We start from the raw sequence: 16,540 nt of genomic DNA on the forward strand, positions 1-16,540 counted from the left end.
AGGTAGAAGTATTAGTTATTTTTGCCGCATAATTTATAATGTATAAAAAATGAAAGTAGCTGTAATCGGTGCCACAGGTATGGTTGGCGAAGTAATGATTAAAGTCTTGGCAGAACGTAATTTTCCGTTGACCGAATTGTTGTTGGTAGCGTCTGAACGTTCCGTAGGTAAAAAAATGAACTTTCAAGGTAAGGAATATACCGTTATCGGGCTAGCGGATGCAGTAGCGGCAAAACCAAATATCGCCATATTTTCAGCTGGTGGAGACACCTCTTTGGAATGGGCTCCAAAATTTGCGGAAGTAGGTACAACAGTGGTAGACAATTCTTCTGCCTGGAGAATGGACCCTACAAAAAAGTTGATCGTACCAGAGATCAATGCTTATGAATTAACGGCACAAGATAAGATTATAGCCAATCCTAATTGCTCTACCATTCAATTGGTTATGTGCCTTCATCCATTACACCAAAAATACCATATGAAGCGTGTAATCGTTTCCACATACCAATCCGTTTCCGGTACGGGTGTCAAAGCTGTAAAACAGTTAGAAAATGAGGTTGCCGGTGTACAGGGGGAAATGGCGTATCCTTATCCTATTGGAAGAAATGCCCTCCCTCATTGCGATGTCTTTTTAGAGAACGGTTATACAAAAGAAGAAATGAAATTGGCCAGGGAACCGCAAAAGATATTAGATGACCGCACGTTTTCGGTAAGTGCAACTGCAGTACGTATTCCTACCGCAGGAGGACATTCAGAGTCTGTCAACGTAGAGTTTGAAAATGATTTTGACTTAAATGAAGTACGTCAACTTTTAAATGATATGCCCGGTGTAACGGTACAGGATAATCCAGACACAAACACCTACCCAATGCCTATCTATGCCCATGATAAGGACGAAGTGTTCGTAGGACGCATACGTAGAGATGAGACCCAACGTAATACATTGAATATGTGGATAGTTGCAGACAACCTAAGAAAAGGTGCCGCAACAAATGCCGTACAAATTTCAGAATATTTGGTAGAAAAAGGTTTGGTCTAAACCTTATTAACAGAACGTTAAAACCTTCAAAACATATATGTTTTGGAGGTTTTTTTATCTTAATTTAGTAGAAACTCAACTACTAATGAAAATAATACTACCCGGTCTTTTGACCCTTATTTTAATTTCTTCATGTAAAAATGAAGCCAAACCACAACCTATTATCGTGAATTACCCCACCACTGCAAAAGTAGATACTAAGGACACCTATTTTGGAACTGAAGTAAAAGACCCTTATCGTTGGTTAGAAGATGATAGAAGCCCAGAGACAGAGTCTTGGGTGAAAGACCAGAACAAAACAACTTTTGGCTATTTGGAACAAATTCCATTTAGGGAAGATTTAAAAAAAAGACTGGAAAAATTATGGAACTATGAGAAGTTAGGTTCTCCTAAAAAAAGGGGAGATTATACCTATTTTTATAAAAATGACGGATTGCAGAACCAATATGTAGTCTACAGGGAAAAAGATGACGAGGAGCCAGAAGTTTTTCTTGATCCCAATACATTTTCAGAAGATGGGACCACTTCACTGGCAGGGTTGACCTTTACCAAGGATGGCTCTTTGGCAACCTATTTAATTTCAGAAGGAGGAAGCGATTGGCGCAAGGCAATCGTTATGAATGCCATAACTAATGAAATTATTGAGGATACTCTTGTAGATATCAAATTCAGTGGTATTTCTTGGCGTGGTAACGACGGTTTCTATTATTCCAGCTATGATAAGCCCAAAGGAAGTGAACTCTCCGCAAAAACTGACCAGCACAAGGTTTATTACCATAAACTAGGCACTTCACAACAGACGGATAAATTAATATTTGGTGGAACACCTTTGGAAAAACACAGATATATAGGAGCAAGCGTTACAGATGACAATAAATATTTGATTATTAGCGCATCTGTATCCACTTCTGGTAACAAATTGTTCATCCAAGACTTGGAAGACCCTAATGCACTATTGATTCCTATTGTAGAGGATACCTCTTCTGACAACTATGTTATTGACAATGTGGGCTCAAAGCTTTATATCGTAACCGATAGGAATGCACCCAATAAAAAAATTGTCACCGTAGATGCCAATAATCCACAGGAGGAGCTTTGGGAAGATTTTATCCCTGAAACAGAAAACGTACTTAGTCCCAGTACGGGAGGTGGCTACTTCTTTGCAGAATATATGGTAGATGCAATTTCAAAAGTTTTTCAATATGATTATGACGGTAAACTTATACGGGAGGTAAAGTTGCCGGGATTAGGTTCCGCAAGTGGTTTTGGTGGAGAAAAAGAAGATAAGGAGTTCTATTTTTCGTTTACGAACTACAATACGCCCGGATCAACCTATAAGTATGATGTTGAAAGCGGTTCATATGAACTTTATTGGAAACCTGAAATAGATTTTAATCCAGAGGACTATGAGTCTAAACAAGTGTTCTATGATTCTAAGGACGGCACCAAGATTCCTATGATGATCACCTATAAAAAAGGTCTGGAACTTAATGGTAAAAACCCAACGATATTATATGGTTATGGCGGATTCAATGTAAGTTTAACCCCCTCTTTCAGCATTACAAATGCCGTCTGGATGGAGCAAGGAGGTGTTTATGCGGTTCCTAATTTACGAGGCGGTGGAGAATACGGTAAAAAATGGCATAATGCGGGTATCAAAACTAAAAAACAGAATGTATTCAATGACTTCATTGCCGCAGCGGAATACCTTATTGCCAACAAGTATACATCAAAGGATTATTTGGCCATAAGGGGCGGATCCAATGGTGGTTTGTTGGTCGGTGCAACCATGACACAAAGACCGGATTTAATGCAAGTGGCATTGCCTGCTGTTGGTGTTATGGATATGTTACGCTACCACACCTTTACCGCCGGCGCAGGCTGGGCCTATGACTATGGTACGGCAGAAGACACTAAAGAAATGTTTGAATATCTTAAGGGATATTCACCGGTACACAATGTAAAGGCCGGTACTGAATATCCTGCTACATTGGTAACCACAGGTGATCATGATGATAGGGTAGTACCCGCCCATAGTTTTAAATTTGCGGCAGAATTACAGGAAAAACAAACAGGCACAAACCCTACCTTGATCCGTATTGAAACCAATGCTGGTCACGGAGCAGGCACTCCGGTAAGCAAAACCATTGAACAATATGCCGATATTTATGGCTTTACCTTGTTCAATATGGGATACACCGAACTGCCGAACAAAAGTGTACTTAAAGATTTTAAAGAGTAAGTTTTTTTCTAGGAATCAATAAAATATTGAAAAATCCGTTTCAAATAGAAGCGGATTTTTCAATTTTGCACATCAAAGATCAAATACATGCTACGAGTAGAAAATCTTTCCTTTTCCTATGATGATTTAGAGGTCCTGTCATTCATAGATATCCGTATACAACGCGGAGAACATGTTGCCATTATTGGGGAGAGTGGTTGTGGTAAGAGCACATTGCTCAAACTTATATATGGTCTAATGGATCTGGAACATGGTGAAATATTTTGGGAAGATGAGCAGATTCTTGGACCTGCCTATAATTTGGTGCCAGGCGCACCTTTTATGAAATATCTTTCCCAGGACTTTGATCTGATGCCCTTCATTACTGTGGCAGAAAACATTAGTCAATATTTATCCGTTTTTTATCCTGATGAGCTCAAACAAAGAACACAGGAACTTTTGGAATTGATAGAGCTTACGGATTTTGCGAATAAAAAAGTAAAGACCTTAAGCGGTGGGCAACAACAACGTGTAGCCTTGGCAAGGGTATTGGCACAAAAGCCAGAAGTTCTGTTATTGGATGAACCTTTTGGACATATTGACAATTTTTTAAAAAACAGCTTACGACGGAATATTTTCAATTACTTAAAGGAAAATAGGATTACGACTATCGTTGCTACCCATGATGTGCACGACGTTTTGCCGTTTGCAGACCGCGCCGTTGTACTTAGTAATAAAGAAGTTATAGCTAGGGCCAGACCTATGGAACTTTACCGCAATCCAAAGTCTCTCTATGTAGCTTCTTTATTTGGTGAGGCCAGCATGATCGCTATAGACGTACTGAAAACCTATGCAAACACAAAACGAAAAATTATTGTCTATGCCCATGAATTTAGGGTATCACCATCTTCAGGGTTACAGGTTACAGTAGAAAAAGCATATCCCATGGGAAGCCATTATTTAACCGAAAGCAAGAACGAAGATGGAGAAACCGTTTTCTTCAATGCAGAACAATTACTGCCCAAAGGCAAAGTGGTCTATTTAAATGTTGCCATTGAAACCATTAACCAGCGAATTCAAGAGGCCACAAAGATTTAATATTTAAGACCACATCTACTATTTAATACGTTTTGTTGTAATACACTATTTTTCAATGCAATGCGTTAGTGTCCTGAATATTAAATTTATCCCATGAAAAAATTACACTTTGTATTGGCCTTGGTTGTTTTTGCAATGCTGCTTTTACCACTGTTATAGACCATAAAAAGTCTTTGAGATATACTACTGTTCCTATTTTTCAATGAAATTTAGGAACATTTGTTTTTATGTACTTTTGTGAAAATGAAATTGTGGACCAAAATCAAATTCTTACCGAATTACAATACAAGGCTATTAGAAGTGGTGGTCCAGGTGGACAACATGCCAACAAGGTTTCTTCAAAAATTGAACTTACATTTAATTTAAACGATTCCGCCGGATTAACGGATAAGGAGAAAAAAAGAATTTTACTTAAACTAAAGAGTAGATTAACCAATGATGGCTTGTTAATTTTACAGTGCGATGAAACTAGAAGTCAGCATAAGAACAAGGAATTGGTTTTAAAGCGTTTTTTTAAATTGATGAACAGTACTTTAACCATTCCAAAACCCCGGAAAAAAAGTAAACCCACAAGATCTTCAATTGAAAAAAGACTAAAAAGCAAAAAAATAGCTTCGCTCAAAAAAGAACAAAGGAGCAAGCCCACATATTAACCAACCGTATTTACCAAACTTCCTATACCATCAATTGAAATAATTACCTCATCACCGATAGCCAGCGTAAATTCGGTTGGGGGAATAATACCCGTACCGGTCATCAATATACTTCCGTTTGGAAATGAACATTCCCTATATAGATATGCTACGATATCACCTAATTCCCGCTTTATCTGATCTATTCCAATTTCCTTTTTGAATGCGATTGTACCTGCCCTTTTGATTATTAATCCAATTTGGGTGTTTTTAGGCAGCGGGTCATAGCTTAACAATACACAAGGACCTAATGCAGCACACCCATCATACGTTTTTGCTTGGGGCAGGTACAAAGGATTTTCGCCCTCAATACTTCTAGAGCTCATGTCATTACCTATAGTATATCCAATTATTTTGCCTGTGGAAGTAATGACCAAACTCAATTCCGGTTCTGGCACATTCCAAGTTGAATCTTTCCTTATTCTCACAGTACCCCCGTTACCTACGGTACGGTGTGCCGTTGCCTTAAAGAACAATTCTGGCCGGTCCGCCTCATATACCCGGGCATAAAAACTACTTCCACCAGACTCCTTGGATTCTTCTTCCCTACCTAGTTTACTGTTATAATAGGTTACTCCACTTGCCCATATTTCTTGACTTTTAACCGGTGCTTTCAATTGGTTGAGCAGGATAGCATCCACCTCGTTAATTTTATTGCCTTCGTTCAGTTTTGAACGGGTATTGGCAATTATATGATCATCGTTTATAAACGAATCCCAATTTTCTTGTTCAAGTAAATGAAACATGGCATTTTCCTCGACCAATATTCCTTTTTGTGTATGATATACCTTCATTTAACTAAGATTATGCAAAAATTGTATAGAAAATAAATACGGCAATCGCTCCTGTAAGTCCAAGTAGACCACTACCTAAACTAAATAGCCTATACCCGGTATTTACATTCATGCCGCTCATTTGGGTCACTACCCAAAAAAAACTATCATTGGCGTGGGACACGACCGCCGATCCCGCACCAATTACAATAACCACTAGGGCCTTTTGTATTTCAGAATCAAAACCAAGCGAACCCATCATAGGCATAATAATGGATGCTGTTGTGACCAAAGCAACCGTTGAGGAACCCTGGGCGGTTTTTATGGCCGCTGCCAAAACAAATGGCAGAAAAATACCCATATTATAATCTGTCAAGGTCTGTCCCAAAATATCCGCTATGCCGGAATTCTGTAAAATTTTACCAAAAATTCCTCCCGCACCCGTAATGAGAATAATAGATGCAGCATCTTTGATGGCCTTACCTACCCAACCCGAAGAAGACAACATATCCTCATTTAATTTTTTAGGCAATAGCAGGCATAACAGGATTCCGATCAATAGGGAAATTACCGGTTCTCCCACAAAATTTATTAGTTCAACAAAACCGTTGTTTAATCCAGTTTTTACAGGATTTAGGACAGACTTCAATACAATTAGTACAATGGGGACCAAAATAGGAATAGAGGCCTTAAATGCGCTTGGGGTGTCATTTGATGCCGCTATGGTTTCCTCTGCGATTTCTATACCTGGTTCTATATAGGTTTTGGAGGCATGCTTCCTGGCAAAAATAATTCCTACGACCAATGCAATTATACTTGTTGGAAAACCAAAGGCAATTACCAATCCTAAATCTGCTTCCAAAATACCAGCTGCCGCAATAGGACCTGGAGTTGGTGGCACCATAGTGTGAGAGGCCATTAGACCTAAGCCCAAGGCAATGGCGGGACCGGCAATGGATATTTTTGCTTTTTTGGAAAGGCTTTTGTTCAATGGATGTAACAACATAAAACCACTATCGGCAAATACCGGTATAGAAACGATATACCCAATTATGCCCATGGCGGTTGGTACTCTTTTACTACCAATAATCTTTAGTACTTTTTCTGCAATGGCATATGCTCCACCCGTATTTTCCAAAAATGCACCTATAATAACGCCAAGGACTATGATCAAGCCTATTTTACCTAACGTTCCCCCAAATCCGTCATTTATGGAAACTATGATATCTGGATACGGCATACCGGCAAAAACCCCGTATAATATAGAAATGACGAACAAGGCCAAAAAAGCATGAATTTTTAGTTTGGTCGTTAATATAATAATGGCAACGACAGCAATAATGAGATAAAATATTTCCATAGTCTAGTGTAAATCTCGTTCTACTTTAGACCCAGAACCACCCACAAGAAAATCCAAATCTGCACCTTTATCCGCTTGTTCTACATGGTCAATATACATTTTAACATATCCTCGTTTTGCCAAAGGTTCCGGAGCAACCCATTCCTTTTTACGTTTGAATAGCTCTTCCAATTCTACATCTAGATGTAAGGTACGGTTGGTAACGTTCAACTCTATCATATCGCCATTTTTAACCAATGCCAAGGTACCCCCTATGGTAGATTCCGGTGAAACATGCAGAATTACTGTTCCTGCAGCTGTTCCGCTCATTCGCCCATCAGAAATACGAACAAGATCCGTTATTCCCTTTGCCAATAATTTTTTGGGAAGGTCCACATTACCTACTTCAGGCATTCCCGGATATCCTTTTGGTCCAACTCCTTTTAAAACAATAACACTGTTCTCATCTATTTCTAGATTAGGGTCGTCTATACGTTCATGGTAATCTTCCATGCTTTCAAAAACTACCGCTTCTCCACGATGGTGCATTAACCTTGGCGTAGCCGCAGATGGTTTTATAACGGCCCCTTTTTCACAAAGATTTCCTTTTAATACAGCAATACCGGCCTTTTCTTGAAAAGGTTTGTCCAAGGTGGCAATTACATCTCTCTCATAACATGTTACATCATCGTAATTATCAGAAATTTTCTTTCCGTTCACCGTATTGGCCCTTTGATGTAATAAGGGACGTAATTCTTTCATAACAACCGGCAATCCTCCCGCGTAGAAAAAATCTTCCATTAAATATGTTCCCGAAGGTTTTAAGTTCACCAACAAAGGTACCTTACTGCCCACAAGATCAAAATCTTCTAAGTTTAATTGTACCCCAATTCTACCCGCTATGGCTATAAGATGAATGATAAGATTGGTAGAACCCCCTACCGCTGCATTGGTAATAATAGCATTTTCAAATGCCTCTCTTGTCAATATTTTAGAAAGTGTGAGGTCTTCCTTAACCATTTCCACAATTCTTCTTCCGGATAATTGTGCGTGTAGCTTTTTTCTGGAATCCACAGCGGGTATCGATGAAAACCCTGGCAAGGTCAGTCCAAGGGCTTCACACATTGTAGCCATGGTGGAGGCAGTGCCCATAGTATTGCAATGCCCAATACTTCTGGCAACACAAACCTCGGCTTCGCGTATATCCTTGGTGGTATAACCCCCAATTTCCTGGCGTTCCTTTATCATCCAGTTCATGGAACCGGACCCTATTTTTTCCCCTCTAAACCTACCGCTCAACATTGGCCCTCCTGGAACCACAATGGTAGGCAGGTCAACACTACAGGCACCCATGATTGTAGAAGGAGTTGTTTTGTCACATCCCGTCAATAACACAATACCGTCCAAAGGATTGGCGCGTATGGACTCTTCCGTATCCATACTTGCCAAATTGCGAAATAACATGGTGGTGGGTTTCATTATGGTTTCGCCCAAAGACATCACCGGAAATTCCAAAGGAAAGCCCCCTGCTTCTAACACCCCCCTTTTTACAACTTCGGCAAAATCACGTAGATGACCATTGCACGGTGTCAATTCTGACCAGGTATTACAAATACCTATTACGGGTTTTCCTTCAAAATAATCATCTGGGTAGCCTTGGTTTCTTAACCAAGATCTATGCACAAAACCCATTTTATCATTACCACCAAACCACTCGCTACTACGTAATTTCTGCTTCTTATCCATATTATCATTTAGGCAATAAAACGAACCCCGGGATTAAGATAGCGAAATAATTTATACGAAAAATTAGTGAATTGTTAGTATCGTAATGGTCTTACCGTTAAAACTGAAATGTTGACCTATAGATTTCCCAAAAAGTAATTGTCCAATAGGTGTTCCGGCAGAGATACAATAGACCAACGATATACCTTGCCCATATACTCCGGCAGAAATTCCTATATAATACAGGGCCGCATCGGTAACCACCAAATTACCTAGACCAATATTTGTGCTACCCGAGTCTTTTGGAATTTTAGAAAATACCTGTTTTGTTTTTTCCAATTCTGCCAAGCGTTGGCCCAATTTTTCGCGTTCCAATTGGATCATAGCCCTACCAGTTTCGTGTTTATCTCCCGCACTACTCTTGGTCTCTGTAGTTAAAGCCGCTTCTAATTCTGTTATCTGCAAATGAATTTTATCAAATTTATCAGCCACAAATTGACCACAAAATTGATATGCATTGTCTTTTAGTTCCTGGAAATCGTTAGTTTTCTTCAACGTGGTATAAATCTGCCAATTTATAAATCAGATAATTGACCATTTGGTGGTCCTGCTCACCTGAACGCATCATTTTAAGAATTGCCCTTTCGTTCTCCGCCTTAAAATACTTCAAATCTCCAGAGCGATCTTCACTAAAGATATTCCAAGATTTTAATCCGCTCAACATGGCTTTATGGGCATTATATTTCTTGGTGATTTCCTGTGCCCTTTTTTTATAATGGCCATTGGCTAAATCTTCTGACTGTATTAATTTGTATTCGGCAGTAATAATTGCATCAGCTTTTTCCGCCTCTGTTATAATCTTAAAATAGGCTTTTGAAACCAGTTCTTGATATCTATTATCAAAATCAAGGGCAGCTCTATTATCTTCTGCCAAAGAAATAGTTTCCTCCGCGCTAGTATAAAAATCAGTAGCACCATTGCTAGCGTTGGTCATCAATGATTCTTTCCATGCCTGTGATTTTATCAATTCTTTCCAGACTTTGGCATATTCTCTTTGATAGTGTGTCTTGGACGCTCCACAGCCCCAAAGACCACAACTTAAAATGGCAGCCAACAATACACCAAGATTAAACCTAACAATTAATTTTTTCATATAGTTTCCAGTGCTTTCCACAATACATAACCTATTGTTACATATAAACTATCATAATCCGCTTGGATAAGTTGTGGAGCGCTACAATTTAGATATAATTTATAGAGTACAACGCTCTTTTGGACAAGATCAAAAAAAACGGGATGAACGGATAAACGCCTATTTAAACAAGTCTGCCAATTGATGCCCAATACTTGTTCCAATGGCAATTCCCATACCTCCCAAACGTACCCCACAGGCTACATTATCGGTCATTTTTTTAACAATTGGTTTCTTTTGAGCACCTACGCCCATAATACCGCTCCATTTCATATCAATTTCAAAAGAAGTATTGGGCAATATGACCGTTTTCAATAAGTGAATTAATTTACGTTCAACCAAATTAGTCATTCCAAAATTGGTAGTTTCCTCAGCTTTAAAATCTAAATTTCTACCTCCGCCCAAAAGAATTCTATTATCAATGTTTCTAAAATAGTAAAACCCTTCGTCTAAATGAAAAGTACCTTTTATTGTTTGTCCAAGTATAGGTTTTGTTAGTATTATTTGGGCACGGGCAGGTTGCACCTCTTCTTGTATCAATTGTTTTGCGAAACCGTTGGTAGCTATAATTAGTTTTTTAGTGTTGAATTCTATATCATTTGTACGTACCAACACATTAGTGCCTATATCCTCAAAAGAGCGCACAGTAACCGAATTGATTATCGTTATATTCTTTTTTAATACCAATTGCACCAAGGATCTCATCATGCCCCCCGTATCTATTTGCCCTTCATGCGCATGAGTGATATAATGGTCCTTTACTCCCCCAAAATTAAAAAGATTGGAAGTAATTTTGAATGCATTATCCTGAAATACAGGATGTAACAACTCATTGACCCGCTTTATCTGCTCCTTACAAGTTTGGAACAAGTCATCCCTATCTTCCAAGAAAAGTTCATGACCGCCATAATTCTGGAATCCTAATACGGTATCTCCCAAAAGGCTGCGTAATAGTTGTATTCCTTGCCATCTATTGAACACCAATTCCTGCACCTCCTGTTCTGTATGGTTTTTTAAATCCGATAGAATTTCCGAAATACTGCCAAAGCAGGCAAAACCAGCATTTTTTGTACTGGCACCTTGTGGCAGACTTCCTTTCTCCAAAACCAGAATCCGAGCCTTGGGATAGCGATGATTTAAGGCCAAGGCACAATTTAACCCTACAATACCACTTCCTATAATGGTAAAATCTATATTTGAAAACCAAGATTTACGCTCCCAGTAACTGAGGTCCATATTCTTTGTGTTTTATTGATGCAACCAAAGATCAGTAAAATAAACCATAAAAAAACTCCAACAGCAATGTTGGAGTTTTTTGTTAATCTTCTTTTGGCGGATTCATTTTCCAGTCGTTCATAAATGCCGTTGTATAATTACCGGCCAAATAATCTGGGTGATCCATCAACTGCCTATGAAAAGGAATAGTGGTCTTAATACCCTCAATTACAAATTCATCCAAGGCACGTTTCATTTTATTGATCGCTTCTTCCCTTGTCTGGGCCGTTGTAATTAATTTTGCGATCATAGAATCATAGTTTGGCGGAATGCTATACCCACTATATACATGAGTATCCATACGCACCCCATGACCTCCCGGTGTATGTAAGGTTGTAATCTTACCAGGCGATGGCCTAAAGTTGTTGTAAGGATCTTCCGCATTAATTCTACATTCTATAGAATGTAATTTCGGAAGGTAGTTTTTACCTGAAATCGGTACTCCTGCCGCAACCAAAATTTGCTCACGAATTAAATCATAGTCAATTACTTGTTCTGTAATTGGGTGCTCTACTTGAATACGCGTATTCATTTCCATGAAATAGAACTTGCGGTGTTTATCAACCAAAAATTCTATAGTTCCTGCGCCTTCATATTTTATATATTCAGCAGCTTTAACCGCAGCTTCGCCCATAGCTTCCCGTAGCTTATCGGTCATGAAGGGTGATGGAGTTTCTTCCGTTAATTTCTGATGACGACGTTGTATTGAACAATCCCTTTCAGATAAATGACATGCCTTGCCGAATTGGTCACCTACGATTTGAATTTCAATATGTCTAGGCTCCTCGATAAGCTTTTCCATATACATACCCCCGTTACCAAAGGCCGCTGTAGCCTCCGTTACGGCACTATTGAACAGCTCTTCCATTTTGTCCTCTGACAAGACGGCACGCATTCCTTTACCACCACCACCGGCAGTAGCTTTTATCATTACCGGGTAACCCATTTTCTTGGCTACCTTCTTTGCGTGTGCTACATCCTTTAATAGTCCGTCCGATCCGGGAACACATGGTACACCAGCTTGTTTCATGGTTTCCTTGGCCGTAGCCTTGTCTCCCATTTTATCGATTTGATCGCCGGAAGCCCCAATAAATTTTATATCATGCTCGGCACAAATGCGGGAAAATTTTGAGTTTTCAGAAAGAAAGCCATATCCAGGGTGTATGGCATCTGCATTGGTAATTTCCGCTGCAGCAATTATATTGGGTATTTTCAAATAAGATTCGCTACTTGCGGCAGGTCCTATACAAACGGCTTCATCAGCAAAACGCACGTGTAAGCTTTCTTCATCTGCCTTACTATACACCGCTACAGTCTTTATACCCATTTCCTTACAGGTACGTATAACACGTAATGCAATTTCTCCCCTATTTGCAATCAGTATTTTTTTAAACATCTTTTAAATTTTAAGTTCTAGGTTCCACATGATTCTTACATACCATTAAATTCAATGATATCTAACAATTATTACTCAAAATTTAGTTAAGAAGGGTCTACCAAAAACAATGGCTGATCAAACTCAACTGGTGATGAATCATCAACCAAAATCTTGACGATGGTTCCCGATACCTCTGATTCGATATCGTTGAACAATTTCATAGCCTCTATAACACAAAGCACATCACCGGCCCCAATAGTATCACCAACTTCAACAAAAACTGGTTTGTCCGGAGATGGTTTCCTATAAAAGGTTCCAATAATTGGCGATTTTATTGTAATATATTTATCATCTTCTGCCTTCTTCTTATCGGCTTCCGCAGTGCTGTCTGCAACCGGTTTTGGCTGTTCTGCCTGTATAGGTGCTGCCTGCATGGCAGGTTGGGCCATAGGCATAGTATGAACGTAAGTAGGCTCCGAGCTGCCATTGCCAAGGCTACCGGTACGTATGGTGATCTTAATATCGTCCGTTTCCAATTTTACCTCGCTTGCACCAGATTTGGCCACGAACTTGATAAGGCTTTGAATTTCTTTAATATCCATAGTAAATTAAGTTATATTGGTAGTTATATGTTAGTTGTAAGCCCATTTTAAATAAATAGATCCCCAAGTGAAGCCTCCTCCAAAGGCGGCGAACACCAAGTTATCTCCTTTTTTAATCTGACTTTCATAATCGTTTAGCAATAAAGGCAACGTAGCCGATGTAGTGTTGCCGTAATGTTGAATGTTCATCATGACCTTAGAGTCGTCCAAGCCCATTCTTTTGGCCGTTGCATCAATAATACGTTTATTGGCTTGGTGCGGTACCAACCATTTTACATCTGTTTCGGTCAAATTATTTCGCTCCATTATCTTTGCGGCAACATCTGCCATATTGGATACTGCAAACTTGAATACGGTTTTACCGTCCTGAAAAATATAATGCTTTCTGTTCTTTACACTTTCTATGGTAGCAGGCATTAGCGAACCTCCGCCTTCCATTCCCAAGAACTTTCTTCCTTTTCCGTCTGCACGCAAATACTCGTCCTGTAGGCCCAATCCTTCCATGTTTGGTTCAAAAAGTGCCGCACCGGCCCCATCCCCAAAAATAATACATGTGGTACGGTCCGTATAATCTATGATCGAGGACATTTTATCCGCACCGATCAACAATACCTTTTTATATCGCCCCGTTTCAATGTGTCCCGCAGCGGTTGAAATCCCGAACAAAAAACTGGAACAAGCTGCCAATAGATCATAGGCAAATGCATTTACGGCACCTATTTCCGAGGCAACGAACGCCGCTGTTGACGATACCAAACTATCTGGAGTTGCCGTTCCTACGATTACCAAATCTATCTCTGCAGGGTCAATATTCTTTTTTCTTATTAGGTCCTCTGCCGCCTTGATCGCTAAATATGATGTGCCTTCTCCTTCTTCCTTCTTTAAAACCCGTCTCTCCTTAATACCTGTACGCGTGGTAATCCACTCGTCATTGGTATCTACCAACTCTTCGAGTTTTTGGTTTGTCATTACAAATTGGGGAACATAGCCTCCTACAGCGGTAATAGCTGCTGTTATTTTGGTCATACTTAATTTTCTTTCTTATAAAAAAACTTAAAAAACGAGACAAAAGTCATGAAAATTAATGATTTTCAACGACTTTTTGCCCAAAGTTGTCTTGTTTTTGAAAATTTACACCCTTAATTGAAATTGCCCGTAAAACCTTAAACATTTGAAATACAAAGCACAAAAGAACAAATAAAGGATAAAAAAAGCTCCCTACTTCATACGAAATGGGAGCTTTATATTTTTAAAAAAGGTCTTAAGCCTCTGCTTCTTCAGTTTTATCTACCAAAACCTGACCTCTGTAGTGAAGTTTACCTTCATGCCAGTGAGCTCTATGATACAAGTGCATTTCTCCTGTTGTGGAGTCTTGCGCCAATGTTGGGGCTACCGCCTTATAATGTGTTCTTCTCTTGTCTCTCCTTGTTTTGGAAATTTTTCTTTTAGGATGTGCCATTTAAACCTTATTTATCCGTTAATAGTTTTTTTAATTCATCCCACCGGGGATCGTTCTCTTCTTTATCTGTTCTTTTCTCTTTTGGCCGAAGCTCATTTAACCTGTCTAAAACCTCTGACTGTAACGTGCCATCTTCTATACCAGGATGAATTCTTTTCTGCGGAACTGCCAATACCAGCATTTCATACACATACTGCGCAATGTTCAATTGGTGTTCCCCATGGGGAAGTATCAAAATTTCATCATCCTCATCATTGAACTCCTCCCCAAATTTTACAACCAGATGTAGCTCTCCATCTATAGGTTGCTCATAAGGCTCACTAGTAATATCACAATTTACATTTACCGTTCCAGATGCCTCTAAATCAAGCTCTAACATTGTACTTGATTTATAAAGCACAACGTCTAAATTGACATTTGCAGCATTGAACTCATCGTATCCAAAAGAATCAAAGAACGTATTATCAATCTGGTAATTAAAGTGGTGTTTTCCCTGCTTCAATCCTGAGAAAGGAATATTAAACTCCTTTTGCTTCATCACGTACACACTTAATTTAACAATATTGGCCCATAAAAGGCGGGTGCAAAGATACTATTATTTTAATAAAAGGCAATAGTTATCAACTATTTATCTTTATAACTTTTTAACCTTAAAATTACCGCTCTCTCTTTAATCGTTGTTTCTTTAAAACATCCTTGGTAAGCTCTTGATATTCCGTCCTGTTCTTGAAAATCTTTAACGCCATAAATACCGCCTCTTTGAAGGAACTGGCATCTGCCAAGCCTTTACCGGCAATTTCATAAGCGGTACCGTGATCCGGAGACGTCCTAATCTTATTTAGTCCTGCCGTAAAATTAACCCCCTGTCCAAAAGATATGGTCTTAAAAGGTATTAATCCTTGATCATGGTAAGCAGCTAAAATGGCATCAAATTTTTTATATCCGTCAGAACCAAAAAAGCTATCTGCAGAATAAGGTCCGTAAACCAGATGCCCCATATTGGCCATTTCCTTAATTACCGGTTTCAACACCTCATCATCTTCCTTGCCAATTACCCCATTATCCCCACTATGCGGATTTATGCCCAGCAATGCAATTTTAGGTTTGCGAATACCAAAATCTACCATGAGCGATTTTTCAATGGTGTTCACCTTATCCCTTATCAATCTTGGTATAATCGCTGAGGAGACATCCTTGACAGCTACGTGATCTGTAAGTAGCCCAATTTTTAAGGTATCGGTAACCATGAACATCAAACTTTCCCCTTCAAGCTCCTGAGCCAGATAATCTGTATGACCGGGAAATTTGAAATCATCTGATTGTATATTGTTCTTGTTGATGGGGGCAGTGACCAACACATCTATTTCACCTTTTTTAAGCGCATCTACGGCAGCGAACAACGATTTTAAGGCATATTTTCCCCCGTCTTCGGTGGCTTGTCCAAAATTAATTCTCGGTACTTCTTTCCATACATTTACAATATTCAACTTATTATCAATTGCCTTGGATGCGGAGGGTACCCCATTAAATATAATGTTAAGTCCCAACACCTTCATCTGATGGGAAACGGTTTTGTTCGATGCAAATATAACCGGGGTGCAGAAGTCTAACATTCTATTATCCTCAAAGGTTTTCAAAGCCACTTCACAGCCTATTCCATTTAAGTCTCCTATTGAAATCCCTAACTTGATTTTACTATTTTCCTCCATGATAATCTGTACCTTTGCACTGAATTTTGAATATCCAA

17 protein-coding genes are annotated in these 16,540 nt (G+C 39.2%); 4 read left to right on the plus strand and 13 right to left on the minus strand.

Annotated elements, in window-relative coordinates:
• Window positions 1–49: 49 nt before the first annotated feature.
• From Q2T41_RS08905 to arfB, 4 genes are all read left to right on the plus strand, one after another.
• Window positions 50–1,039: an aspartate-semialdehyde dehydrogenase gene (locus tag Q2T41_RS08905; protein ID WP_304435782.1), complete on the plus strand. Its 990-nt coding sequence runs from the start codon at window positions 50–52 to the stop codon at window positions 1,037–1,039.
• Between the two features lie 85 nt (window positions 1,040–1,124).
• Entirely contained in the window at window positions 1,125–3,281 is a 2,157-nt protein-coding gene (locus tag Q2T41_RS08910) for a prolyl oligopeptidase family serine peptidase (protein WP_304435783.1), read from the plus strand.
• A gap of 87 nt (window positions 3,282–3,368) precedes the next feature.
• On the plus strand, window positions 3,369–4,358 hold the full coding sequence (locus tag Q2T41_RS08915) for an ABC transporter ATP-binding protein (RefSeq protein ID WP_304435784.1): 990 nt from the start codon (window positions 3,369–3,371) through the stop codon (window positions 4,356–4,358).
• A 227-nt stretch (window positions 4,359–4,585) separates the two neighbouring features.
• Window positions 4,586–5,011 carry an alternative ribosome rescue aminoacyl-tRNA hydrolase ArfB gene (gene arfB, locus Q2T41_RS08920; RefSeq protein ID WP_304435785.1) on the plus strand — a complete coding sequence of 142 codons (426 nt, stop codon included), beginning with the start codon at window positions 4,586–4,588 and terminating at the stop codon, window positions 5,009–5,011.
• Here arfB and Q2T41_RS08925 read toward each other — a convergent pair.
• From Q2T41_RS08925 to pdxA, 13 genes are all read right to left on the minus strand, one after another.
• The gene (locus tag Q2T41_RS08925; protein ID WP_304435786.1) at window positions 5,008–5,844 is read right to left on the minus strand and encodes a fumarylacetoacetate hydrolase family protein; all 837 of its coding nucleotides are present in this window, start codon (window positions 5,842–5,844) and stop codon (window positions 5,008–5,010) included. The genes arfB and Q2T41_RS08925 overlap by 4 nt on opposite strands.
• A gap of 10 nt (window positions 5,845–5,854) precedes the next feature.
• Window positions 5,855–7,183, minus strand: coding sequence for a GntP family permease (locus Q2T41_RS08930; RefSeq protein ID WP_304435787.1), 1,329 nt, complete (start codon window positions 7,181–7,183; stop codon window positions 5,855–5,857).
• Window positions 7,184–7,186: 3 nt separating this feature from the next.
• The gene (locus tag Q2T41_RS08935; protein WP_304435788.1) at window positions 7,187–8,908 is read right to left on the minus strand and encodes an IlvD/Edd family dehydratase; all 1,722 of its coding nucleotides are present in this window, start codon (window positions 8,906–8,908) and stop codon (window positions 7,187–7,189) included.
• Window positions 8,909–8,971: 63 nt separating this feature from the next.
• Entirely contained in the window at window positions 8,972–9,442 is a 471-nt protein-coding gene (locus Q2T41_RS08940; RefSeq protein ID WP_304435789.1) for a 3-oxoacyl-ACP synthase, read from the minus strand.
• Entirely contained in the window at window positions 9,429–10,040 is a 612-nt protein-coding gene (locus Q2T41_RS08945; RefSeq protein ID WP_304435790.1) for a hypothetical protein, read from the minus strand. The genes Q2T41_RS08940 and Q2T41_RS08945 overlap by 14 nt, the downstream gene beginning before the upstream one ends.
• Window positions 10,037–10,276 carry a hypothetical protein gene (locus Q2T41_RS08950; RefSeq protein WP_304437485.1) on the minus strand — a complete coding sequence of 80 codons (240 nt, stop codon included), beginning with the start codon at window positions 10,274–10,276 and terminating at the stop codon, window positions 10,037–10,039. The genes Q2T41_RS08945 and Q2T41_RS08950 overlap by 4 nt, the downstream gene beginning before the upstream one ends.
• Window positions 10,200–11,315, minus strand: coding sequence for an NAD(P)/FAD-dependent oxidoreductase (locus tag Q2T41_RS08955; protein ID WP_304435791.1), 1,116 nt, complete (start codon window positions 11,313–11,315; stop codon window positions 10,200–10,202). Before Q2T41_RS08955 ends, Q2T41_RS08950 begins: the two co-directional genes overlap by 77 nt.
• 82 nt (window positions 11,316–11,397) lie before the next feature.
• Entirely contained in the window at window positions 11,398–12,750 is a 1,353-nt protein-coding gene (gene accC / locus Q2T41_RS08960; protein WP_304435792.1) for an acetyl-CoA carboxylase biotin carboxylase subunit, read from the minus strand.
• Between the two features lie 86 nt (window positions 12,751–12,836).
• Window positions 12,837–13,334, minus strand: a complete 498-nt coding sequence (accB, locus tag Q2T41_RS08965; protein ID WP_304435793.1) for an acetyl-CoA carboxylase biotin carboxyl carrier protein — start codon at window positions 13,332–13,334, stop codon at window positions 12,837–12,839.
• A 30-nt stretch (window positions 13,335–13,364) separates the two neighbouring features.
• Entirely contained in the window at window positions 13,365–14,360 is a 996-nt protein-coding gene (locus Q2T41_RS08970; protein WP_304435794.1) for a beta-ketoacyl-ACP synthase III, read from the minus strand.
• Window positions 14,361–14,595: 235 nt separating this feature from the next.
• Entirely contained in the window at window positions 14,596–14,793 is a 198-nt protein-coding gene (gene rpmF / locus Q2T41_RS08975) for a 50S ribosomal protein L32 (RefSeq protein WP_089261118.1), read from the minus strand.
• Between the two features lie 7 nt (window positions 14,794–14,800).
• On the minus strand, window positions 14,801–15,331 hold the full coding sequence (locus tag Q2T41_RS08980; RefSeq protein WP_304435795.1) for a YceD family protein: 531 nt from the start codon (window positions 15,329–15,331) through the stop codon (window positions 14,801–14,803).
• Between the two features lie 118 nt (window positions 15,332–15,449).
• The gene (pdxA, locus tag Q2T41_RS08985) at window positions 15,450–16,502 is read right to left on the minus strand and encodes a 4-hydroxythreonine-4-phosphate dehydrogenase PdxA (RefSeq protein WP_304437425.1); all 1,053 of its coding nucleotides are present in this window, start codon (window positions 16,500–16,502) and stop codon (window positions 15,450–15,452) included.
• Window positions 16,503–16,540 lie beyond the last annotated feature (38 nt).

The sequence above is a fragment of the Maribacter confluentis genome, assembly GCF_030505015.1.
GTDB lineage: Bacteria > Bacteroidota > Bacteroidia > Flavobacteriales > Flavobacteriaceae > Maribacter > Maribacter sedimenticola.